The organism is Faecalibacterium sp. 3 (genome assembly GCF_048323735.1).
GTDB classification, from domain to species: domain Bacteria; phylum Bacillota; class Clostridia; order Oscillospirales; family Ruminococcaceae; genus Faecalibacterium; species Faecalibacterium wellingii.
In genome coordinates this window covers 1,877,621-1,898,937 of record NZ_JBLWFN010000001.1, presented here as the reverse complement: position 1 = coordinate 1,898,937, position 21,317 = coordinate 1,877,621, and the positions used below count along the sequence as shown (strand labels likewise).

The 21,317-nt window shown below is 55.4% G+C and carries 20 protein-coding genes; 8 read left to right on the top strand and 12 right to left on the bottom strand.

Annotated elements, in window-relative coordinates:
- Positions 1-5: 5 nt before the first annotated feature.
- From ACNSPV_RS09035 to coaD, 10 genes are all read right to left on the bottom strand, one after another.
- The gene (locus ACNSPV_RS09035; protein WP_348583673.1) at positions 6-1,004 is read right to left on the bottom strand and encodes a deoxyguanosinetriphosphate triphosphohydrolase; all 999 of its coding nucleotides are present in this window, start codon (positions 1,002-1,004) and stop codon (positions 6-8) included.
- A 173-nt stretch (positions 1,005-1,177) separates the two neighbouring features.
- On the bottom strand, positions 1,178-1,798 hold the full coding sequence (locus tag ACNSPV_RS09030; protein WP_249238523.1) for an IMPACT family protein: 621 nt from the start codon (positions 1,796-1,798) through the stop codon (positions 1,178-1,180).
- Positions 1,799-1,995: 197 nt separating this feature from the next.
- Positions 1,996-2,940, bottom strand: coding sequence for a CAP domain-containing protein (locus ACNSPV_RS09025; RefSeq protein ID WP_348583674.1), 945 nt, complete (start codon positions 2,938-2,940; stop codon positions 1,996-1,998).
- A gap of 753 nt (positions 2,941-3,693) precedes the next feature.
- Positions 3,694-4,788, bottom strand: coding sequence for an acryloyl-CoA reductase electron transfer subunit beta (gene acrA, locus ACNSPV_RS09020; protein ID WP_097774831.1), 1,095 nt, complete (start codon positions 4,786-4,788; stop codon positions 3,694-3,696).
- A 21-nt stretch (positions 4,789-4,809) separates the two neighbouring features.
- A complete protein-coding gene (gene acrB, locus ACNSPV_RS09015) occupies positions 4,810-5,604 on the bottom strand; it encodes an acryloyl-CoA reductase electron transfer subunit gamma (RefSeq protein ID WP_348583675.1) in 795 nt (264 codons plus the stop codon).
- Positions 5,605-5,621: 17 nt separating this feature from the next.
- A complete protein-coding gene (locus ACNSPV_RS09010; RefSeq protein WP_005940174.1) occupies positions 5,622-6,797 on the bottom strand; it encodes an acyl-CoA dehydrogenase family protein in 1,176 nt (391 codons plus the stop codon).
- 104 nt (positions 6,798-6,901) lie between these two features.
- A complete protein-coding gene (locus ACNSPV_RS09005) occupies positions 6,902-7,774 on the bottom strand; it encodes a 3-hydroxyacyl-CoA dehydrogenase family protein (protein ID WP_005940172.1) in 873 nt (290 codons plus the stop codon).
- A 42-nt stretch (positions 7,775-7,816) separates the two neighbouring features.
- Positions 7,817-8,602: an enoyl-CoA hydratase-related protein gene (locus tag ACNSPV_RS09000; protein WP_249238519.1), complete on the bottom strand. Its 786-nt coding sequence runs from the start codon at positions 8,600-8,602 to the stop codon at positions 7,817-7,819.
- 120 nt (positions 8,603-8,722) lie between these two features.
- Entirely contained in the window at positions 8,723-9,940 is a 1,218-nt protein-coding gene (locus ACNSPV_RS08995) for an acetyl-CoA C-acetyltransferase (protein WP_097774827.1), read from the bottom strand.
- A gap of 78 nt (positions 9,941-10,018) precedes the next feature.
- Positions 10,019-10,525: a pantetheine-phosphate adenylyltransferase gene (coaD, locus tag ACNSPV_RS08990; RefSeq protein ID WP_339394701.1), complete on the bottom strand. Its 507-nt coding sequence runs from the start codon at positions 10,523-10,525 to the stop codon at positions 10,019-10,021.
- Between the two features lie 512 nt (positions 10,526-11,037).
- On the opposite strand from coaD, the gene ACNSPV_RS08985 reads away from it, so the two are divergent.
- On the top strand, positions 11,038-12,384 hold the full coding sequence (locus ACNSPV_RS08985; protein WP_348583676.1) for a butyryl-CoA:acetate CoA-transferase: 1,347 nt from the start codon (positions 11,038-11,040) through the stop codon (positions 12,382-12,384).
- Positions 12,385-12,434: 50 nt separating this feature from the next.
- Entirely contained in the window at positions 12,435-13,682 is a 1,248-nt protein-coding gene (locus ACNSPV_RS08980; RefSeq protein ID WP_348583677.1) for an AI-2E family transporter, read from the top strand.
- Positions 13,683-13,766: 84 nt separating this feature from the next.
- On the opposite strand, the gene ACNSPV_RS08975 is transcribed toward ACNSPV_RS08980, so the two are convergent.
- Both ACNSPV_RS08975 and ACNSPV_RS08970 read right to left on the bottom strand, forming a co-directional pair.
- Positions 13,767-15,200, bottom strand: coding sequence for a radical SAM protein (locus ACNSPV_RS08975; protein ID WP_348583678.1), 1,434 nt, complete (start codon positions 15,198-15,200; stop codon positions 13,767-13,769).
- 160 nt (positions 15,201-15,360) lie between these two features.
- Positions 15,361-15,942 (bottom strand): TetR-like C-terminal domain-containing protein, encoded by a 582-nt coding sequence (locus ACNSPV_RS08970; protein ID WP_339394697.1) that lies wholly within the window; start codon positions 15,940-15,942, stop codon positions 15,361-15,363.
- A gap of 337 nt (positions 15,943-16,279) precedes the next feature.
- Here ACNSPV_RS08970 and proC point away from each other — a divergent pair, with 337 nt between their 5' ends.
- From proC to ACNSPV_RS08940, 6 genes are all read left to right on the top strand, one after another.
- Positions 16,280-17,086, top strand: coding sequence for a pyrroline-5-carboxylate reductase (proC, locus tag ACNSPV_RS08965; protein WP_249238512.1), 807 nt, complete (start codon positions 16,280-16,282; stop codon positions 17,084-17,086).
- 7 nt (positions 17,087-17,093) lie between these two features.
- Complete coding sequence (proB, locus tag ACNSPV_RS08960) at positions 17,094-17,870, top strand: glutamate 5-kinase (RefSeq protein WP_348583679.1); 777 nt, start codon at positions 17,094-17,096, stop codon at positions 17,868-17,870.
- Between the two features lie 4 nt (positions 17,871-17,874).
- The gene (locus ACNSPV_RS08955; protein WP_348583680.1) at positions 17,875-19,137 is read left to right on the top strand and encodes a glutamate-5-semialdehyde dehydrogenase; all 1,263 of its coding nucleotides are present in this window, start codon (positions 17,875-17,877) and stop codon (positions 19,135-19,137) included.
- Between the two features lie 428 nt (positions 19,138-19,565).
- Complete coding sequence (locus ACNSPV_RS08950; RefSeq protein ID WP_177986569.1) at positions 19,566-20,012, top strand: methylglyoxal synthase; 447 nt, start codon at positions 19,566-19,568, stop codon at positions 20,010-20,012.
- A 261-nt stretch (positions 20,013-20,273) separates the two neighbouring features.
- Complete coding sequence (locus tag ACNSPV_RS08945) at positions 20,274-20,561, top strand: type II toxin-antitoxin system Phd/YefM family antitoxin (RefSeq protein ID WP_270193517.1); 288 nt, start codon at positions 20,274-20,276, stop codon at positions 20,559-20,561.
- Entirely contained in the window at positions 20,545-20,862 is a 318-nt protein-coding gene (locus tag ACNSPV_RS08940; protein ID WP_339394693.1) for a type II toxin-antitoxin system RelE/ParE family toxin, read from the top strand. The genes ACNSPV_RS08945 and ACNSPV_RS08940 overlap by 17 nt, the downstream gene beginning before the upstream one ends.
- Positions 20,863-21,317 lie beyond the last annotated feature (455 nt).

The window sequence follows — 21,317 nt, the reverse complement described above, 5'->3', positions numbered from 1 at the left end:
AAAGTTTACAACACATGCCATTTCTGCGGCACAAAAATTTCCTCAAAGGTCCGGATGGCAAATTCATCGCTCATGCCGCTGATGTAATCGGTGACGGCACGCTCTCTGCCCTCCTGATAGGCCAGCTGGACATAAAAGTTGGACATCTGATCGATGTGGCTCAGGTAGTACTCATACAGCTCTTCGATCACCTTGCCCACCTTCTGCTCCTCCCGCTTGGCGCTCCGGTCCACATACACCGTAGCGTACATGAAGTCGCGCAACGCGAGGAAAGCCTCGTTTTCCTCTGTGCCCACCTTCACATCGCCTTCGCTGTTGGCCAGAATGCTGTTGATCATTGTGGTGATGCGGGCAGATTTGGTCCTGCCCAGCACAGCCGTGCACTCTTTGGGCAGAATATCCGGGTCCAGCACCCCGGCACGAACGGCATCCTCGATATCATGGTTCACAAAGGCGATCTGGTCGGCCATGCGCACGATGCGTCCCTCCGGCGTTGCCGCCCATGTCCCCTTGGTGTGGGTCACGATGCCGTTGCGCACCTCCCATGTCAGGTTCAGGCCCTTTCCGTCCTTTTCCAGCCTGTCCACCACACGCAGGCTCTGCATATAGTGCTTGAAGCCATCCGGGCAGAGCTTGTTCAACGCCTGCTCACCCGCATGGCCAAAAGGCGTATGCCCCAGATCATGGGCCAGACTGATGGCCTCGGTCAGATCCTCGTTGAGCCGCAGGGCCCGGGCAATGGTACGGGCGATCTGTGAAACCTCCAGCGTATGGGTCAGCCGGGTCCGGTACAGATCTCCTTCCGGTGAGAGAAATACCTGCGTTTTCTGCTTGAGGCGGCGGAAGGCCTTGCAGTGCAGCACCCGGTCGCGGTCGCGCTGGAACACCGGCCTGATCGGGTCCTGTTCCTCCTGCACCATCCTCCCCCTGCTCTGGTCGCTGAAGGTCGCCCACGGTGCAAAGGTCATACGTTCGATCTCTTCCGTGCGCTGTCGTACATTCATACAGGATCCCCTCCTTTTTCAGCATTCCCCCTCTCTGCTTCGGCACAGCCGATCCCAATTGCTGCGCCCGCGGCAATTGTAACACACCCGGTTTGTCGAAGGGGGAAATACCCTGTCGTTTCACAAAATTTTGCCCGTTTTTTTCAAAAGTCCTCCTATGGACGCAGTTTTTATCAAAAGGGTGCGTAGAAAGGTTCCGAGACATGGACCTGTGCTCCGCCCCGGGTCAGCTCCCGCAGCTGCTCCAGCAGCGGGCCTTCCGTGTGCTCCGGCATCTGCCAGCACAGGGTCACACGATCCGTGAACTGCGGTGCGGCCTGTTTTGCTCCCGCCGCATCGATGAGCAGCGAAGCCCGCTCATACAGCGAGTAGTCCACCGTCACGCTCAGTTCCACCACACTGCGCACCGTGACCACCTCGGCGTTCTCCAATGCCCGGGCCGTGGCCGTCGTATAGGCACGCACAAGGCCGCCGGTGCCCAGCAGCACACCGCCAAAATAGCGGGTCACCACCACGATCAGATCGGTCAGACCGCTGTGCTGCAGCACTTCCAGCGCCGGGGTCCCCGCCGTTTTTGCCGGTTCGCCATCGTCCGAGTAGCGTTCCCGGTTGCCTTCCCGCAGGCGGTAGGCATATACATTGTGCCGTGCGGTCCGGTTGGCCGCACGCACCTGTTCCAGAAATGCAACGGCGGCTTCCTCACTGTCCGCAAAAGACAGGGATGCAATGAAGCGGCTCTTCTTCTCTTCGTATTCTCCTGTGGCCGTGCCACGAATCGTGCGGTAATCCTCCACGGTGGTTCCTCCTGCTTTTTATTCAGAATAAGTATAACATAAATCGGCCGTTGTGCAACCACTGCAGAACACGTTATCTGTTTCATTTCTTTCGGGTCGGATCCTCAGCTCCCCCGGCTCTTAAAAAAGACAGCAAAAAATCGGCTGAGCCCTGCGGCCCAGCCGATTTTTCTGAAGAAAGCATATGATTACGATGATTACTTGGTAAAGAGCTGGATCCACTGATGGCCCCAGGTGCTGGAGCTGTTGTAGTAGTAGCCAACACCCATTGCGCGGGCTTCCGGGTCCAGAATATTCGCACGGTGGCCTTCGGAGTTCATCCATGCCGTTACGACCTCTTCGGGAGAAACGCTGCCCCATGCGGCATTCTCACCGGAAGCAGCATCGGTCACACCGTATTCACTGAGCACGGTGTACCACTTGGAACCATTGGGGCGCACATGAGAGTTCACAGTTGCGATCTCCTCAGCACGATGCTGTGCAGCTGCAGTGAGCTTTGCGTCCCCCATGACCAGAGGCTGCAGGCCGTAGTTTGCGCGCTCTGCATTGACCAGATCCAGAACTCTCTGACGATAGTCGCTGGTGTAAGAGTTTTCGGGATAAGAGAAGATCAGCACCCAGTAGTTGTTGTAAACGCCGCCTTCATAGTGGCCCACGCTCATGGTGGTCGCATCTGCGTTCAGGATGCGCTCACGGGCAAAATCAATGTTCATCCACTGATCCACCGCTGCATCGGGGGTGGAAACGCCCGCCATGTAGTCCTCGCCACTCGACACATCTTCGATGCCATTCTCTGCGAAGACGGTAAAATCGCGCTGGCCATTGGGACGAACGTAAGAATAAGAAGAGGCCAGTTCCTTCGCACGCTCCTGAGCAGCACTGTTGTGACTGCTATCACCCAGCTGGACAGGCTTCAGGCCAGCCTTTGCGCGCTCGCTGTTCACACGGCGCAGGAACTCGTTCTGGTAAGCTTCATCCTGATGGCTCAGGAAGGAGTTTTCTTCTTCCATCACGGAAGCTGTCTCAGGCCCGGCCTGTGCAGCATTTGCGGCAACAGGCTTGAGGGATGCGGCACCAAAAACCACAGCCATGGCCATCGCAGCGGCTGCGACCTTCTTTACGATCCTCATCTCAAGTTCCATAAGACATCCTCCGTAGGTTTTTGCAACTTGTTTGCAACACTACCGTTTCACAAGTGCAACTGTTGTGCAACAATAGTATCACAAAAGTGTCTCATGGTCAAGGGATTCAGTCGTGTTTTGATGAATAATATAAAATTTTAGAACTTTTTCACCTAAAAAGCCCCTTGACGAGCACTGCAGACTCGTCTTAAATGTTGTTCTATTGTTATGCAACTGTTGCAGCGCACCCTTTTGGGAGGCTTTTTAAGGCACTTTTTGTACGGAAATTTATTTTTGCAACACGATTTTGTGACGTTTTGATCGTGTATTTCCGTTTCTTTCTTAACTCAAAGCCGTCTTTTCATGTTTCGCTGCACTTTGTGTGCACTTTCAGACGCTGTTTTTTCTTCCTCTGGCTATCCCTGCACTGCACCCGCTCTTTTGCAGCACCATCCGCAACAAAAAACAGCGCAGACGGTTCTTCCGAACCCATCTGTGCTGTCCCTCCGTACAGTTTAATACTCTAACTCTTTGCTCTGACTGAACCGAGTATTACGCAAAACGCAACAAGCCCCGCCAAAAAGGACATCGCTCAAAGAATCGCCGAACAGAGCAAAAAGGCAGGATCTCTGGCGAAGCCCTGCCTCTTGCTGTTTTGTCCACCGTCTTTTATGCGTCACCTTAGCATTTGACAAACAAAAAAGAAGAGCGGCTCCGAAGAGCCGCCCTTCCACAATTCAGGCTATGCTATTGAAAAGATCTTGCTTCAGGCGATCACTGAGCAGCCTTTGCTGCCTCGATCTGCTTGATCAGCTCGGGCACGACCTTGAACAGATCGCCCACGATGCCGTAGTCAGCCACGCCGAAGATGGGAGCACCCTCGTTCTTGTTGACAGCGATGATGCACTCGGAGTCCTGCATACCAGCAGTGTGCTGGATAGCGCCGGAAATGCCCAGAGCAACATAGATCTTGGGATGCACGGTCTTGCCGGTCTGGCCAACCTGATGGTCAGCGGTCATCCAGCCTGCATCGGTGACGGCACGGGAAGCACCCACAACGCCGCCGCCCAGAGCAGCTGCCAGCTGCTCAGCCAGCTCAATGCCCTTCTGGACATCCTTGCTGATGCCGCGGCCGACAGAGACGATCACGTCTGCGCCGATCAGATCGACCAGCTTCTCAGCGGCCTTCTCAACGCTCAGGACCTCGGTCTTGATGTCCTCAGCAGCCAGAGCGAATGCGGGCTTCACGATCTGGCAGGCATCAGCCTTGGCCTGATCGAAGGGAGCCTTCTTCATAACGCCGGGACGCACGGTGGACATCTGCGGACGGAAGCGGGGGCAGATGATGGTAGCCATCAGATGGCCGCCGAATGCGGGACGGGTCATCTTCAGGTTGCGGTCTTCCATATCGAACTTCTGCTTGGACAGGTCGATGGTGGAGCTCTCCTTCAGGAAATCGATGTACTTTGCAGTGTCGATGTCCAGATGGGTAGCATCAGCGGTCAGGCCGGTGTGCAGACGAGCTGCGCAGCGGGGGCCCAGATCGCGGCCGATGTTGGTTGCACCGATCAGCAGGACTTCGGGCTTGTACTCGTTGACCATGTCGCACACGACCTTAGCGTATGCATCGGTGGTGTAGTCCTTCAGCAGGGGGCTGTCGCAGACCATGACCTTATCGGCACCATAGCCGCCCAGCTCCTTGGCAATGCCTTCCACGTTGTCGCCCAGCAGCAGGCCGGTGACCTCGCAGCCCAGCTCATCAGCCAGCTTGCGGGCCTCGCTCACCAGCTCGAAATCAGTGGGCATCAATGCGCCCTGGCGCTGCTCGCAGAAGACCCATACGCCTTTGTATTCGTTAAAATCAGCCATTGTAATCCTATGCTCCTTTCATCAGATCAGGTGCTTCTTGGCCAGGATACCAGCCAGCTGTGCGGCAGTATCGTCGCCCTTGAGCATGGTGCCTGCGCCCTTCTGCGGAGGAGTGAAGGACTTAAAGACGTTCGTCGGAGAACCCTTCAGACCAATGGTATCGACCTCGATCAGCGGATCGTCCTTCAGTGCGTTGTAATCGAACACTTCCATCGGCTTGTCGTAGCAGGTGAAGATGCCGTTCACGCTCATGTAACGGGGCTGGTTCAGCTCCTTGATGCAGGTCAGCAGGCAGGGAGTCTGCACCTTGACCATCATGTAGCCGTCCTCCAGCATACGCTTCACGGTCAGGGTGTTGCCATCCTTCTGGATGTCAGCCACATAGGTGACCTGAGGCAGGTGCAGCTTCTCAGCGATCTGAGGACCGACCTGAGCGGTATCACCATCGATTGCCTGACGGCCGCAGAACACAACGTCCTCGGGGCCGACACCGATCTTGTTGACGGCAGCAGCCAGGATCTGGCTGGTTGCGAAGGTATCGGAACCGCCGAACTCACGGCCGGAGACCAGAACAGCCTTATCTGCACCGCAGGCCAGCAGCTCACGCAGCATGCCTTCTGCCGGCGGGGGACCCATGGTAACAACAACGACTTCGCAGCCGGTAGCGTCCTTGAGCTTCAGAGCAGCCTCCAGAGCATTCAGGTCATCAGGGTTGGTGATGGTAGCCATCGAAGCACGGTCCAGAGTGCCATCGGGCTTGACGGACACCTTGCCGGAGGTATCAGGAACCTGCTTTACACAAACAATTGCTTTCATTGTAACTCTTGCCTCCCTTACTTCAGCAGCGCGCCGGAAATGACCATCATCTGCACTTCGCTGGTGCCCTCGTAGATCTCAGTGATCTTGGCATCACGCATCATGCGCTCGATGGGATAGTCACGGGTGTAGCCGTAACCGCCGAACAGCTGCAGGCAGCGGCGGGTCACATCGCTTGCGGTACGGGCTGCGATCAGCTTTGCCTGAGCAGCCTCGACGCTGTAACGGACCTTCTTGCCATCCATTGCTTCCTGCTTCTTCAGAGCAGCAGCGTAGACCAGATACTTTGCAGCCTCAACGCGTGCCTTCATCTCAGCCAGCTCGAACTGGGTGTTCTGGAATGCGGAAATGCTGCGGCCGAACTGCTTGCGCTCCTTGACGTAAGCAACGGTCTCTTCCAAAGCGCCCTCGGCGATGCCCAGAGCCTGAGAAGCAATGCCGATACGGCCACCGTCCAGAGTAGCCATAGCCAGCTGGAAGCCGCGGCCACGCACACCCAGCATACGGTCAGCAGGGATGCGGCAGTCCTCGAAAATCAGCTCGCAGGTGGAAGAACCGCGGATGCCCATCTTGTCCTCAGCCTTACCGACGGAGAAGCCCGGGTCGGTACGCTCCACGATAAAGGCGGAGCACTGCTTGGTGGGACGGCCCTTCTTGTCGGGCACGATATCGGTGACAGCAATAACGATAAAGACGTTTGCGTAGCCGGCGTTGGTGATGAAGATCTTGGAACCGTTCAGGATCCAATCACCGGTCTCGGGGTCCTGCTTTGCAAAGGTCTGCTGGCCCTGTGCGTCGGTGCCGGCACCCGGCTCAGTCAGGCCGAAAGCACCCAGCCACTCACCGCTGCACAGCTTGGGCAGATACTTTGCCTTCTGCTCGGGAGTACCATTTTCATAAATAGGAGCAGCACACAGGCTGGTGTGAGCAGAGACGATGACACCGGTGGTGCCGCAGACCTTGCTCAGCTCTTCCACTGCCATGACGTAGGACAGCACATCGCCGCCTGCACCGCCGACCTCAGTCGGGAAATAAATGCCCATCATGCCGAGCTTGCCCATCTTTTCGACGGTTTCTTTGGGGAAGTACTCTTCCGCATCAACCTTCTTTGCCAGGGGCTTGACTTCGTTCTCAGCAAACTCACGGTACATTTTCTGTACCATCTGCTGCTGCTTGGACAGAGTAAAATCCATCGCTATATCCTCCTAACGGGTCTTTTTCATTTACCGGAATTGCCCGGTGCAAACAAATTCCTCCCGGCCGTGTTTCCATAGTCGGGAGAAACGTTTATCAGAATTTACAGCTGGTCAACAGGGGTCTTGGTGCGGTCTGCGTTGTAAACGTAGAAGCCCTTGCCGCTCTTGCAGCCCAGGTTGCCGCCGCGGACCATCTTACGGATCAGCGGGCATGCACGGTACTTGCTGTCGCCGGTCTCCTTGTACAGCACGTCCATGATAGCCAGGCAGATATCCAGGCCGATGAAGTCGCCCAGCTCCAGGGGTCCCATGGGGTGGTTGGCACCCAGCTTCATGGCAGTGTCAATGCCGGCGATATCGGAAACGCCTTCCATCTTGATGAAGGCTGCTTCGTTGATCATGGGGATCAGGATGCGGTTGACGACGAAGCCTGCAGCCTCGTTGACCTGAACCGGCTGCTTGCCGATGGCAACAGAGATCTCCTTGATCTTCTCAACGGTCTCAGCGGGAGTGTTGCAGCCTGCGATGACCTCGATCAGCTTCATGCGGTCTGCGGGGTTGAAGAAGTGCATGCCAACCAGCGGACGGCTAACGCCCTTGCCGATCTCGGTGATGGACAGAGAAGAAGTGTTGGAAGCGAAGATGCACTCAGGCTTGCAGATCTTATCCAGCTCACCGAAGGTGGTCTGCTTGACCTTCATATCCTCAAAAGCAGCCTCAACGACCAGATCGCAGTCAGCGCACAGGTCTTCCTTCAGGCCCGGGGTGATGGCAGCAACGATAGCGTCTGCCTTTTCCTGCGTCATCTTTCCCTTGGCAACCAGCTTCTCGTAGCCCTTCTTGATCTTTGCCAGACCATTCTCGGCCCACTCCTGCTTGATGTCGCACAGAGCAACGGTGTTGCCCTCAACCTGTGCAAATGCCTTTGCGATGCCCTGGCCCATGGTGCCAGCGCCGATAACACCGATCTTCATAGGAAACCTCTCCTTTAATATCAAAAATTATGTAGTAATGGATTAGTTGTTGGTGAATACTGCCTTGGGCTTCGGCTTCTCACGGGACAGGAAGCAGCTCATGCCCTCCACCTGATCGTGGGTCTCGAAGCAGTCGCCGAACAGCTTTTCCTCGACCTCAACAGCCTTCTCGATGGGCAGGCTGATGCCGCCGTTGATTGCCTTCTTGCAGTTGCGTACAGCGATGGGTGCGTTCTTTGCGATCTTGCCGGCCAGCTTCAGCACGTTCTCCATCAGCTCAGCCTGCGGATACACAGCGTTCACCAGACCAATGCGCAGAGCCTCGTCTGCCTTGATGTTCAGAGCAGAGTAGACCAGCTGCTTTGCCATGCCCATGCCGACCAGACGTGCCAGACGCTGGGTGCCGCCGAAGCCCGGGGTGATGCCCAGACCAACTTCAGGCTGACCAAACACAGCGTTGTCAGAGCAGATGCGGATATCGCAGCTCATTGCCAGCTCGTTGCCGCCGCCCAGTGCAAAGCCGTTCACGGCTGCAATGACGGGGATGGGGAAGCTCTCGATCATCAGGAACACATCATTGCCCAGCTTGCCGAAGGCCTCGCCCTCTGCCTTGGTCATGGTGCTCATGGAACCGATATCAGCGCCTGCCACGAAGCTCTTGTCGCCTTCGCCGGTCAGAACGATGCAGCGGACAGTCTCCTGATCCACAGCCTCAAATGCAGCCTTCAGGTCTGCCAGAACTTCGGGGTTCAGGGCATTCAGTGCCTTGGGACGGTCGATGGTGATGATCTCAACTGCGCCCTGCACCTCGGTTTTTACAAATGCCATTGTGAAAACCTCCTATTCAAATCTTATCAGTTATCATAAACAGCCCCCGGGCCAGAGCAGGCTCTCCGGTTCCTCCCCTGCCCGGGTCTGTCATTCAGTCAGGCTCTCCAGTAATGGAGCTTAGTCCATCTCAACGATGGTAGCGCAGCCCATGCCGCCGCCGATGCACAGGGTAGCCAGGCCCTTGTGTGCGCCGCGATGCTTCATAGCATACAGCAGGGTGACCAGGATACGAGCGCCGGAAGCGCCGACCGGGTGGCCCAGAGCAATTGCGCCGCCGTTGACGTTCACCTTGCTCATATCAAAGTTCAGAGCCTGGCTGACAGCCACAGACTGAGCAGCAAATGCCTCGTTGGCCTCGATCAGATCCATGTCAGCAACGCTCATGCCGGTCTTAGCCATGACCTTCTTGGTAGCAGCGATGGGGCCCAGACCCATGACTTCGGGCTCAACGCCTGCCAGAGCACCAGCCACCCAAGTAGCCAGAGGCTTCACGCCCAGCTCCTTTGCCTTCTCCTCGCTCATGATGACCAGAGCAGCAGCGCCGTCATTGATGGCGGAAGAGTTGCCGGCGGTCACAATGCCGTCCTTGGTGAAAGCGGGCTTCAGCTTTGCCAGCACTTCAGGAGCGCTCAGACGGGGGCCTTCATCGGTATCGAACACGGTGTCGCCCTTCTTGCCCTTGATCACAACGGGAACGATCTCGTCCTTGAAAGCGCCGTCCTTGATGGCCTTGTCAGCCTTCAGCTGGCTGTTGTATGAGAACTCGTCCAGCATCTCACGGGTGATGGGGCTGTAGCCGTACTTCTTCTGATAGGTCTCGTTGGTGCAGACGTTCTCAGCGGTCATACCCATGTGCTTGTTGAAGCCGCAGGCATCCCACAGAGCATCGTTGACCATGGTATCCACGATCTCGCTCTTGCCCATAGGAGCGCCCATGCGGTAGCCGTAACGAGCCTTCTGCAGTGCGAAGGGAGCCATGTCCATGTTCTCCATGCCGCCTGCGACCACGATATCAGCATCGCCTGCCTCGATCATCTGAGCAGCCATATTGACGCAGTTCAGACCGGAGCCACACACCACGTTGACGGTGACAGCCGGGGTCTCGATGGGCAGACCAGCCTTCAGAGCAGCCTGACGTGCAACGTTCTGGCCCAGACCAGCCTGAATGACACAGCCCATGTAAACATGATCGACCTGCTCAGGTGCGACGTTTGCACGGTTCAGGGCTTCCTTGATGACAATGGAGCCCAGCTCAACTGCGGGAACGTTTGCCAGAGTGCCGCCGAACTTGCCAATAGCGGTACGGCATGCAGATGCGATAACGATCTTTTTCATGTGAATAGCCTCCTGAATTGTGTATGTGTTGCTTTTCGATTGCCTTTTTATCAAAACGCCCTTGGGCATTTCTGCAAATTATTTTTCAGGGTCTTTTCCCTGCCGGATCAGCGCATACTTTTCGTTGACCGCCTTTTCCACATTGGGGGTAACGAACTTGCCGATGTCGCTGCCGTAATACGCTGCCTCCTTCACGATCGTAGAAGAAAGGTAGCTCCACTTGATGCTGGTGGCAAGGAACATGGTCTCAATGCCGGGCATCAGTGCGTGATTGGTCTGCGCAAGCTGGATCTCGTTTTCAAAGTCCGTCACAGCCCGCAGTCCCCGTACCATCACCGATGCGTGCCGCTTCTTGGCGAACTCTACGGTCAGGCCGTCGAAGCTCTCCACCGAAACATTCTGGATGCCTTTGCAGCACTCCTTGAGCAGCTCTACGCGCTCTTCTACGGTGAAGAGCGGATTCTTTGCGCTGTTGTTGAGCACTGCCACAATCAAATGATCGTTGATCTTTGCTGCGCGCTTGATGATATCAAGGTGTCCTTTTGTGACCGGGTCGAACGAACCGGGATAAACTGCTGTTGCCATCGTCTGGTGTCCTCCTTGAGCGCTGTGAAAAGCGCGTTTTGGTTCTGCCATGATAGCACTTTCCAGTCTTGGGTGCAAGATTTTGTGCAAGCTGTACGTTTTATCGTTAAAATTTAAACAATCAACGCTGTGCCACATCGCGGCAACTTGCTACGCTATAAGTAAATCACATCGTCAAAATTTTATCAAGTCCTTTTGCAAAGATTTTTGGTTTCACCGCACCAAACAATCCTCCGAAATTGCTCTAAATTTTGTAAATATTGACAGTCAGCCAAAATTTTCACGATAAACTATTGATTCTGCACATTGTTAATGTTATAACTAAGTTGTGCAGGTCTGCCGACCTGTCCGGCAGCTTTCCCTGTTGTCTGTCAGGATACCACACGGCTATGTCAGAGTTGTGTGCAAACTACCAAAAACCGGTAAATAACCTGCAAAGATCTGTCCGTGCAGGAAGTGTAAATGATAAATTTACAATTCCTTTATGTTATTATAGGAGAGGATGGTTTATAATGGATTTTACGGAACTGTATGCTCAGAAAAAAATGACCGCCGCTCAGGCTGCCGCACTGGTCAAAAGCGGTGACTGGGTGGACTACGGCTGGGCAGTGAACACCCCCGTGGCGGTGGATGCCGAGCTTGCAAAGCGTCTGCCGGAGCTGGAGGGCGTCAACTTCCGCGGCGGCATCCTGATGTGGGTGCCCGCGATCTTCCAGATCGACGACCCCGCCGCACACATGACCTGGAACAGCTGGCACATGGGCGGCATTGAGCGCAAGGCCATTGCACAGGGGTTCTCCTTTTACTCCCCCATCCGTTATTCCGAGCTGCCCCGCTACTACCGTGAGAGCCCGGACCCGCTGGATGTGGCCGTGTTCCAGGTGACCCCCATGGACGAGCACGGCTATTTCAACTTCGGCCCCAGTGCATCTCATCTGGGCGCTGTGTGCGAAAAAGCCAAGAAGATCATTGTTGAAGTCAACAAGAACATGCCCCGCTGCCTTGGCGGCATGGAGAACTGCATCCACATTTCTCAGGTCACCGGCATCGTGGAAGGCGAGAATCCTCCCATTGGCCAGATGGCCGCTCCCGGTGCTGCTACCGAAGTGGATCTGAAGGTCGCCAACCTGATCGTTCCGCAGATCCCCAACGGTGCCTGCCTGCAGCTGGGCATCGGCGGTATGCCCAATGCCATCGGCAGCCTGATTGCACAGAGCGACCTGAAGGATCTGGGCGTGCACACCGAAATGTATGTGGACGCCTTTGTGGATATCGCCAAGGCCGGCAAGATCACCGGTGCATGCAAGCAGCTGGACAAGGGCCGTCAGGTCTACGCCTTCGGTGCCGGCACCCAGAAAATGTACGATTACCTGAACGATAACCCGGAGTGCATGTCTGCACCCGTGGACTACACCAACGATATCCGCAGCATCTCCGCACTGGATAACTTTATTTCCATCAACAACGCTGTGGACATCGACCTGTTCGGTCAGGTGAACGCCGAGACTGCAGGCCTCAAGCACATCTCCGGTGCCGGCGGTCAGCTGGATTTCGTTCTGGGCGCATACCTTTCCAAGGGCGGCAAGAGCTTTATCTGCCTGTCCTCTACCTTCTTTAATAAGAAGACCGGCCAGCTTGAGAGCCGCATCCGTCCCACTCTGGAAAACGGCAGCATCGTCACCGATACTCGTGCCAACATCCACTACCTGTGCACCGAGTACGGCTGCGTGAACCTGAAGGGCCTGACCACCTGGGAAAAAGCTGAGGCCCTGATCAACGTTGCACATCCCGACTTCCGCGAAGACCTTATCAAGGAAGCCGAAAAGATGCATATCTGGCGCAGGAGCAACAAAATCTAACATGTGTCGTGGGTATTCCTGCTGCCTGCGGCAGGAATGGAGTTTATCACATGATGGACAAAAAGCCGCACATCAAGCCCTATCTTTACGGGATGCTGGCCGGGTTCGGAGCAATCTCCCTGAGCATCATCTTTTTCTTCCTGATCTACCGCTTTGACGGTTTTGGCAACGCGATCTCGACCCTGACCGGCATTCTGATGCCGTTCATCTACGGTGCCGTCATCGCCTACCTGCTCAAGCCCGTATGCAACACCATCGAGAGCTTTCTGCGCCGCTTCATTCCGGAAAAGATGCATGGTCTGGTCAATGTGCTGTCTATTACACTGACCATCCTGTTCGGTCTGCTCCTCATCTACGCTTTGTGTATGATGATCATTCCGCAGCTCATCACCAGCGTGACCACCCTGTACTACACTGCACAGCGCAACCTTGCAAAGTTCGTGCAGTGGGCGAATCATGTGGAGTTCATTGAAAACAACCAGCAGATCATGAACATGCTCAACTCTGCTTATGCCACCATCAGCACCAATTTCGATGATCTGATCAAGACCCGGCTCCTGCCCTCCATGCAGAACATCGTCAGCGGTGCCGCCATTGGTGTGCTGAACATTGTAACGGTAGCCAAGAATCTGGTCATCGGCATCATCGTGGCCGTGTACATGCTGGCCAGCCGCAAGCGCTTTGTGCAGCAGGGCAAGCTGGTGCTCTACAGCATCTTCAAGCCCCGCTGGGCAGAGCTCATCAAGGAAGAAGCGAAGTATGCCGATAAGATGTTCGGCGGCTTCATCAACGGCAAGATCATGGATTCCGCCATCATCGGCGTGCTGTGCTATATCGGCTGTCTGATCTTCAAATTTCCCAGTGCACTGCTGGTGTCGGTCATCATCGGTGTGACCAATGTCATCCCCTTCTTTGGCCCGTTCATCGGTGCGGTTCCGGCCACCCTGCTCATTCTCATCCAGAACCCCATCAAGGCACTGTGGTTCGTGCTGTTCGTGCTGGTCCTGCAGCAGCTGGACGGCAATGTGATCGGCCCCAAGATCCTGGGCAACACCACCGGTCTTTCCAGCTTCTGGGTCCTGTTCGCCATCCTGCTGTTCGGCGGTCTGTGGGGCTTTGTGGGCATGATTGTGGGTGTACCGCTGTTTGCTGTCATCTATGACATCATCAAAAAGCTGGTCATCCACGGCTTGAAGCGCAATGCAGAGCTCGACATGCTTCAGACCTACCACGACAATTTCGGTGACCCGGAGGACGATGCTTCGCCTGCCCCGGAACCGTCTGCCGAAAAGCAATAAGCATCTCCCCTGCCCTGTATCACAAAGGCCCTGCGTTCTTTCGAACGCAGGGCCTTTGCTTTTTATGATGATGTTTGCCGAAGATTACTTTTCAATGGGCTGTGAGGGCTTCCAATCCTTGTAGTTCTCGTAGCGGCTTTCGCGGATCCTGGTGTGGGACCAGATCTCGTCCGCAGTGGGCTGCCAGTTGGCGGCGTAGCTCTTGCACTTCTCGCACAGGTGCTCCACGCTTTCCGGGGACTGCAGGTCGGTGCTGTGGGCACCGGTCTCGTGCACCATCTTCTGCAGCAGCTCGGGGTTTTCCAGCATCGGGCAGGGACGCAGATGGTTCTTGTTGAAGGGCTGGCCGTTGTGATAAGCCATGAACAGCGGGCTGTGCAGAATTTCAAGAATGCTCTGGTCGTGGATATTGGCATTGGAGTAGTGGATGAATACACAGGGCTCTGCATCACCGGCCGAGTTGATGTGGAAGTAGTTGCGGCCGCCGGCAATACAGCCGCCCACAAACTCACCGTCGTTCTGGAAGTCCATGGGGTAGAACGGGATATCGCAGGCCTCCGAGCGCAGATAGCGGATGCGGTCGATCATATATTTGCGCTGCTCCGGGGTAGGCATCAGCTCCGGTGCTGCCTCGTTGCCCACGGGCATGTAGTGGAAGTAGAAGCCGAAGTGTGCACCCTTCTCGCACAGGAAACGCATGAACTCGTCGTTGGTGACAGCTTCGATGTTATCACGGGTATAGCAGATGGATGTGCCAAAGATGATGCCGTACTTCTTCAGCAGATCCATCGCGTTCATGACAGCGGCATAGTGCCCCTCGCCACGGCGGGCATCGTTGGTCTCCGGGGTGCCCTCGATGGACAGCATGAAGGCAATGTTACCCAGACGCACCACCTCTTTGCAGAAGGGCTCATCGATGAGGGTGGAGTTGGTGTAGATGGCAAACTGCACATCATTGTGCTTCTCCGCCAGCTTCAGGATATCGGCCTTGCGCACCAGCGGCTCGCCGCCGGTCAGCATGTACAGGTATACGCCCAGCTCCTTGCCCTCGGTAACGATCTTGTCCATATCCTCAAAGCTGAGGTTGTTCTTGTTGCCATACTCGCCAGCCCAGCAGCCCACGCAATGCATGTTGCAGGCAGAAGTGGGGTCGAACAGGATCAGCCACGGAATGTTGCACTGGTACTTCACGCGGTTTTCGCGGATGGTCTTGGTGCCGCGGAAGAAGGCTTCATAGCCCAGATTCAGCGCCATAGTGCGGGCCACGTTGGGGTCGGTCTGATCCAGCACACAGTTGATGAGCTTGGACCACTTGCTGTCGGGGTCGGTCAGGGTCTGTCTGGCGTGTTCGTAGGCTTCAGCGCTGAACGAACTGCCATAGAACTGCTTTGCAACATCCACCAGCTGTCCCACGGTTTTCTGACGATCTTTATCGGCATGAGAAAGCACCACGTCCACCATTTTACCAACGGCAGCACGCTGCATTTTATGAGTCAGGCTCTCAACAGAAGTATTCATTATCCTTTTCCTCCAAACGGTATTTTTCGGAAATCTCTTTTTCTATTTCTATGCCATTACTCTACCACTCTATCCCACAAGTTGCCATAAACAGAAAAAGCGCCGTGATAGAAAACCCATCACGGCGCAGATTATGATAAAATTTTGTCGTTCTTCCGGTTCAGCCGTCCTGTTCCAAATGGATCTTATTGCTGGCAAGGCGGCATAACGCGCGGCGCAGATCCCCCTGCAGCATCCGTCCCGTACGTTCTACCATCACAGCAGGATCCGTTTTCATGTCCCGGCGGATCCATTCCAGCCCCACGCCCACCAGCGCATATTTGTAAAAATCCACCACAAACTGCTTGTCATCGTCCTGCACGGTGATATCGTGGCATTCGCGATCCGCAAATTCCTTCAGCATGGGATCCAGAAGCTTGTAGAGATACTGCTCCACCTGTTCACGGCCCACAGAACGGTATACGTTCAGCACCAGTGCTTTGTTATCCCGGATCTGGTGCAGGATGTCCAGAAACGCTTCGGTCCATGTATCAAAGCTCTGGCAGCCTTCCATCGCCTTGGTTGCATCTTCCGTCAGGATCCAGTCCACCAGATCGTAAATATCCTTGAAGTGGTAGTAGAAGGTCATGCGGTTCACACCGCAGTCCTCGGTGATATCGTTGATCGTGATCTTATTGAGGGGCTTTTCCAGCAGCAGCTTTTTCAGCGATGCTTCCAGTGCCCGCTTCGTTGTTTGTGACACAAAAACCTTCCTTTCCCGACCGTAGAAATTTTTCCCGCTGCGTACGGCGATTGGCAGCTTTGTACATTATAATACCGCAAAAGCCGTCCCGATTGCAAGCATTGATTCTGTCCATTTTGTAAACAAAGAATGATTTCCTGTGTTTCACTCCGGCAGTTTCTCGCTTCAAAAGCCATTTCTCTGCCCCCAAAAGACCCTTCCGGCGGTGTGCAACGCCTGCAAAAGCGGCTTCTTCCGGCAAAAAAGCGGAAAAGGCCCTTGATTTTATATTCCTCTGCGCTTAGAATGGGAGCAGACGACTGTGAATTAAGTGCCGTTTTGAGGGAGGGTACAAACTATGATGGATACCATTGGTTTTCTGGGCTGCGGCAACATGGGCGGAGCCATCGCCCGTGCCGTTTGCAAAGCTGTTGACCCCAAGAAGGTTTTTCTGGCAAACCGCACTGCGGCCAAGGCACAGGCACTGGCCAAGGAACTGGGCTGCAAAACAGCCACCAATGCTGAGGTGGCCGGTGACTGCGACCTGATCTTTCTGGCCGTGAAGCCCCAGATGATGGAAGCACTGCTGGAGCCGCTCAGATTCACGCTGGACGAGCGCCCCAAGCGCTTTGTGCTGTGCAGCATGGCAGCAGGCCTTTCGATCGCCCGCATTCAGGAGCTGGCCGGTGAGGACTTTCCTGTGATCCGCATCATGCCCAATACCCCGGCATCGGTGGGCGAAGGCATGATCCAGTATTGCTCTTCCAATGTTACCGCAGAAGAAGAGGAAGCGTTCCTCAGGATCATGGCTCCCGCGGGCCGTCTGGACGCCGTGCCGGAAAGTCTGATCGATGCTGCCAGCTGCGTTTCCGGCTGCGGCCCGGCATGGGTGTACCAGTTTATTGAGGCTCTGGCCGACGGCGGTGTGGCCTGCGGCCTGCCCCGCACCAAAGCGCAGGAATATGCCGCACAGATGGTTCTGGGCAGCGCAAAGCTGGTTCTGGAAAGCGGAAAGCATCCCGGCGAACTCAAGGATGCCGTATGCAGCCCCGGCGGCAGCACCATTCAGGGCGTGCGCGTGCTGGAAGAGCGTGGCCTGCGCGGTGCGGTGATGGATGCCGTCATCGCCTCGTACAATAAGACTAAGGAAATGGGAAAGGGTTAATGGAATCATGCGCATCGTTGTGAAAGTAGGCACTTCTACTCTGGCATACGCCACCGGGCGGCTGAACATCCGCCACACCGAAAAGCTGGTCGAGGTTTTGAGCGACCTGAAAAACGAAGGCCACGAGGTCATTCTGGTGTCCTCCGGCGCCATCGGCATGGGCGTAGGCAAACTTTCTCTGCCGACCCGCCCAAAGGATACCTCCACCAAACAGGCCTGTGCCGCTGTGGGACAGTGTGAGCTGATGTACACCTACGATCGTCTGTTCAATGCCTATAATCACACTGTGGCGCAGATCCTGCTCACCGGCGTGGACGTGGAGCACACCGAGCGCCGGGTGAACTTCCAGAACACCCTGTCCCGCCTTCTGGAGCTGGGTGCACTGCCCATCATCAATGAGAACGACACAGTAGCCACCGATGAGATCACCTCCATCGGCGACAACGACACACTGGCGGCCATCGTGGCCTGCTGTGCACAGGCCGACCTGCTGGTGCTGCTGAGCGACATCGACGGCCTGTACACGGCCAATCCCCACACCCACCCGGATGCAAAGCTCATCCCGCTGGTGCAGGAGATCACCCCTGCGGTGATGGCACTGGCCGATGGCGCGGGCTCCGCCCTTGGCACCGGCGGCATGGCCACCAAGCTGCGCGCCGCCCGCATGGTGACCGGCAGCGGTGCCGACATGGTCATTGCAAACGGTGCGCACCCGGAACTTTTGTATGACATTGCCGCGGGCAAGCCCGCAGGTACCCGCTTTACCGGCCACAAGGAGGACTGAACCTATGACGACACAGCAAATTCTGGAAGCGGCCCGCAGCGCCAAAAGCGCCCTTGAACTGGCCGATAACGCTGCCCGCAGCACTGCCCTGCTGGACATGGCGGACGCTTTATGCGATGCGCAGAACCAGTCTGCCATCCTTGCCGCCAACGCCGAGGACATGGCTGCTGCCAAAGGGCACATCAGCGATGTGATGCTGGATCGTCTGGCCCTAACCGTTCCGCGCATCGAAGCCATGGCGCAGGGCATCCGCGAGGTTGCCGCCCTGCCCGACCCGGTGGGCCGGGTGCTGAACCGGGTAGAGCGCCCCAACGGCCTTGTGATCGAAAAGACCGCCGTACCGATGGGTGTGATCGCCATCATCTACGAGAGCCGTCCCAACGTGACCAGCGATGCCGCCGCCCTTGCCATCAAAAGCGGCAACGCCTGCATCCTGCGCTGCGGCAAGGAGGCCTGGCGCAGTGCCAACGCCATCGTCACCGTTCTGCGGCAGGGCCTGAAAAAGGCCGGTCTGCCCGAGACTTCGGTCTGCCTGATCGAGGACACCACCCATGCCTCTGCCAACGCTCTGATGACCGCCGTAGGCTATGTGGATCTGCTGATCCCTCGCGGCGGTGCAGGGCTCATCCGGGCCTGCGTGGAGAACGCCAAGGTGCCCTGTATCCAGACCGGCACCGGCATCTGCCATATCTATGTAGACGACACTGCCGACCTTTCCAAAGCACTGGACATCATCGAGAACGCAAAAGCCAGCCGTCCCAGCGTCTGCAACGCCGAGGAGGTGTGCCTTGTGCACTCTGCCATTGCCGGGGAGTTTCTTCCCCGTCTGGCCCAGCGGCTTGGCCCGGACCGCATTGCAAAGGGTCTGCATCCGGTAGAGCTTCGTCTTGACAAGCGCGCCGCCGCCATAATCGCTGGCACGCCTGCCGGCGAAAAAGACTTTGACACCGAGTTTCTGGATTATATCCTTGCCGTCAAAGTGGTGGACAGCGTGGAGGAAGCCATCGATCATATCGCCCGGCATTCCACCGGCCACAGCGAGGCCATCCTGACCCGGACACAGGCCCACGCGGATCTGTTTACCGCTGCTGTGGACAGCGCCGCTGTGTATGTGAACTGCTCCACCCGCTTTACGGATGGCGGCGAGTTTGGCCTTGGGTGCGAAATGGGCATTTCCACCCAGAAGCTCCACGCCCGCGGCCCCATGGGACTGGCCGAGCTGTGCAGCTACAAATATATCATCCGCGGCAATGGACAGACCCGCTGAACCCACCTTCCGCGTGTGAAGATCGGGAGTGAGCGATTTCTCCATTCAATTCATCATTTGGCAAAAGGATCTGAAAAGCTTTTTCAAATACAGGCTGGTGCAAATTGCGTCAGCCTGTATTTTTGTTTCACACAGACAGACTGTTTTTGCAAAAAATACAATTTTTGAATTTTGTTTTCAGCAGGCCCGTTTAAATCGTCCCCTGATATGGATGAATGTATCCCAGTTTCCTGCACTTCTCACAAAGATATAGTCTTACTTTCTCCATTTTGTTTTGTAAAAAGTACAAAAAACCCCTTGACAACCCCTATTTCGATGCGGTAAAACTATATTGGATAATTTGATAACGATTTCACTTCATTTCACTTTCCAATGAGAAAGTTGTTCGTCACACACAACACTATACTTGGAACAAAGGAGAGAGCAATATGACGATCGCCATTCTTGCACATGATTCCCGTAAAGAGCTTGCACTGCAGTTCTGTACTGCTTACAGTGCCATTTTGTCCAAAAACACAGTCATTGCCACCGGTACCACCGGACGGATGTTGGCACAGACCACCGGTCTGCCGGTACATTGCTATCTCTCCGGAAAACTGGGCGGTGTGCAGCAGATCACTTCCCGCGTTGCCTGTGATGAGGTGGATCTGGTGCTGTTCTTCCGCGACCCGCTGAAGGCAGACGCTTCCAGCATCACGGAGCAGAATCTGCTCCGCCTGTGCGACATGCACGGCGTACCCATTGCCACCAACATTGCCACCGCAGAGGTTTTGCTGCGCGGTCTGGATCAGGGTGATCTGGATTATCGAGAGGGAATGCATCCGGCCCTTGTGGAGCCTGTGCCCGCAGCCATGCCCCGCCGTGTGACTGCCTGATTTTGTGTATAGAGTATTGGGAAAGAGCGAGGCTGCTGCAACAGCCTCCTACGAAAGATGAGATAGACTTCCCCGGAAGGGGTCGCCTATCTCATTTTTTTGTAAGCTGAAATTGTGGGAAACCACAAATGAATATTCGGATTAAAGTCAGCAAATGGAGAATCAAGTGATAACCGTCCGCATTGACTTCGTTGCACAATATAGATATAATATAATTAGAATTTTACTATCACGGGTCACACAGGAGCAGGAGGTGCTTTTATGAATATCCGTCCATCCGCAGCGATTCGTCAGAACTACAATGAGATCGCTGATTTATGCAGAGAAACCGCTGAGCCGATTTTTCTCACCAAGAACGGCGAGGGTGACTTGGTCGTCATGGACATCGAAACCTACAACCGCCGGGAAAAAATGCTGAAGCTCCGTGAAGAGCTGCTTTCCGTGGAAGAGGACCGGATGCGTGGAAGCGAGGGCTATTCGGTTGATGAGGTCACTTCCATGATGCGCAGCGCGATCAAGGAGGCCGCCGGACATGGAGCAGCAAAATAAATACCGCGTGATCGTGTCAGCACGGGCCGCTCAGATGCTGGTGTCCCACGCCGCATTTCTGGCACAGGTCAGCCCTGCAGCAGCAGAGCGGCTTACAGTCGAATTTGAAAAGGCTGCAAAGTCTTTGGAGCAGATGCCGCAGCGCTGCCCATGGCTCAGAGGCGAATACATTCCTAAAAATGCTTACCGGTTCATCTTGTTTGAAAAACGCTATATGCTCATCTTCCAGATCGTAGATAATACGGTTTATGCAGATTATGTGGTAGATTGCAGGCAGGATTACGGCTGGCTTATCCGATAATCAACAAAGGCGGTGGCTTCCCTTATTGTGGGAGACCACCGCCTTTTGCCGCATCTATTGAGGGGGGATGATGCGACAGCCTGCTGAAAAAACGGGCGGCAAACAGTCCTTTTTGAAAATGGTGTAAAGTCAAAAGCTGGGGGTTGTATAGGAACCGCCTGCAAATGCCTGAAAACGGTGCAGGCGAAGCAATGCAGCCCCCAAAAACCGGCTCCAGCAAAAAGAAAAGCACCATACTTCCTATGAAGTACAGTGCTTTTTGGTGGAGAATACCGGGATCGAACCGGTGACCTCTTGCATGCCATGCAAGCGCTCTCCCGAACGGTATCGAAACACACCCCCACACGAAAGTGCGGGGACAGGCTTAATATCGCGTTGATACGTTCTATCCACCAAAAAGGTTCACAGCTGCATCCTGCTTCCAGGAATCATGCTCCGCCTACAAGGCAATTTTA

Excerpts from the sequence above, each read along its gene's own strand:
- ACNSPV_RS08950 (WP_177986569.1), top strand. The coding sequence starts at position 19,566 with ATGACGATCGCCATTCTTGCACATGATTCCCGTAAAGAGCTTGCACTG.
- acrB (WP_348583675.1), bottom strand. The coding sequence starts at position 5,604 with ATGAAAGCAATTGTTTGTGTAAAGCAGGTTCCTGATACCTCCGGCAAG.
- ACNSPV_RS08980 (WP_348583677.1), top strand. The coding sequence starts at position 12,435 with ATGATGGACAAAAAGCCGCACATCAAGCCCTATCTTTACGGGATGCTG.
- ACNSPV_RS08940 (WP_339394693.1), top strand. The coding sequence starts at position 20,545 with ATGGAGCAGCAAAATAAATACCGCGTGATCGTGTCAGCACGGGCCGCT.
- ACNSPV_RS08975 (WP_348583678.1), bottom strand. The coding sequence starts at position 15,200 with ATGAATACTTCTGTTGAGAGCCTGACTCATAAAATGCAGCGTGCTGCC.
- ACNSPV_RS08955 (WP_348583680.1), top strand. The coding sequence starts at position 17,875 with ATGACGACACAGCAAATTCTGGAAGCGGCCCGCAGCGCCAAAAGCGCC.
- ACNSPV_RS09000 (WP_249238519.1), bottom strand. The coding sequence starts at position 8,602 with ATGGCATTTGTAAAAACCGAGGTGCAGGGCGCAGTTGAGATCATCACC.
- ACNSPV_RS09010 (WP_005940174.1), bottom strand. The coding sequence starts at position 6,797 with ATGGATTTTACTCTGTCCAAGCAGCAGCAGATGGTACAGAAAATGTAC.
- ACNSPV_RS08945 (WP_270193517.1), top strand. The coding sequence starts at position 20,274 with ATGAATATCCGTCCATCCGCAGCGATTCGTCAGAACTACAATGAGATC.
- coaD (WP_339394701.1), bottom strand. The coding sequence starts at position 10,525 with ATGGCAACAGCAGTTTATCCCGGTTCGTTCGACCCGGTCACAAAAGGA.
- proC (WP_249238512.1), top strand. The coding sequence starts at position 16,280 with ATGATGGATACCATTGGTTTTCTGGGCTGCGGCAACATGGGCGGAGCC.
- ACNSPV_RS09025 (WP_348583674.1), bottom strand. The coding sequence starts at position 2,940 with ATGGAACTTGAGATGAGGATCGTAAAGAAGGTCGCAGCCGCTGCGATG.
- acrA (WP_097774831.1), bottom strand. The coding sequence starts at position 4,788 with ATGGCTGATTTTAACGAATACAAAGGCGTATGGGTCTTCTGCGAGCAG.
- ACNSPV_RS08985 (WP_348583676.1), top strand. The coding sequence starts at position 11,038 with ATGGATTTTACGGAACTGTATGCTCAGAAAAAAATGACCGCCGCTCAG.
- ACNSPV_RS09005 (WP_005940172.1), bottom strand. The coding sequence starts at position 7,774 with ATGAAGATCGGTGTTATCGGCGCTGGCACCATGGGCCAGGGCATCGCA.
- ACNSPV_RS08995 (WP_097774827.1), bottom strand. The coding sequence starts at position 9,940 with ATGAAAAAGATCGTTATCGCATCTGCATGCCGTACCGCTATTGGCAAG.
- ACNSPV_RS09035 (WP_348583673.1), bottom strand. The coding sequence starts at position 1,004 with ATGAATGTACGACAGCGCACGGAAGAGATCGAACGTATGACCTTTGCA.
- proB (WP_348583679.1), top strand. The coding sequence starts at position 17,094 with ATGCGCATCGTTGTGAAAGTAGGCACTTCTACTCTGGCATACGCCACC.